Source organism: Gardnerella sp. C0684A1 (assembly GCF_055326835.1).
This window is the reverse complement of the sequence record NZ_JBLTSX010000017.1, coordinates 1-287: the sequence shown is the minus strand read 5'-3', so window position 1 is coordinate 287 and position 287 is coordinate 1. Positions and strand designations below refer to the sequence as shown.

1 protein-coding gene is annotated in these 287 nt (G+C 68.3%); it reads left to right on the top strand.

Annotation, left to right across the window (positions count from 1 at the left end; genetic code table 11):
• Positions 1–105: 105 nt before the first annotated feature.
• Positions 106–287: hypothetical protein (locus tag ACNEUN_RS06200; RefSeq protein ID WP_463631554.1), on the top strand; the 182-nt coding region annotated here is incomplete at its 3' end.

Here is a 287-nt window from a genome sequence, read left to right as displayed (position 1 = left end):
GCCCAAGCCATAGTGCAGGGGCCACCACGAGGGAGATTAGGTGGCCCCTACGGTCTCCGCGATAGCGGGCGCTGACCGACCCGTATCCAACAAAAGGACATCACCATGGACGTTGCACTCGTGCAGCGCCGTCTTGGCGTGCGCGCTGACGGCGATTTCGGGCCGGTCACGCTGACCGCGCTGCTCCGCAAGATCGGCGCTCCAGCGGGAACGGCGGGCCCGCTGGGGGACGGCGTGGGAGCGCTGGATGGGGCGATCATTCTCGACAGCGGCCTTCGGACCGCGCA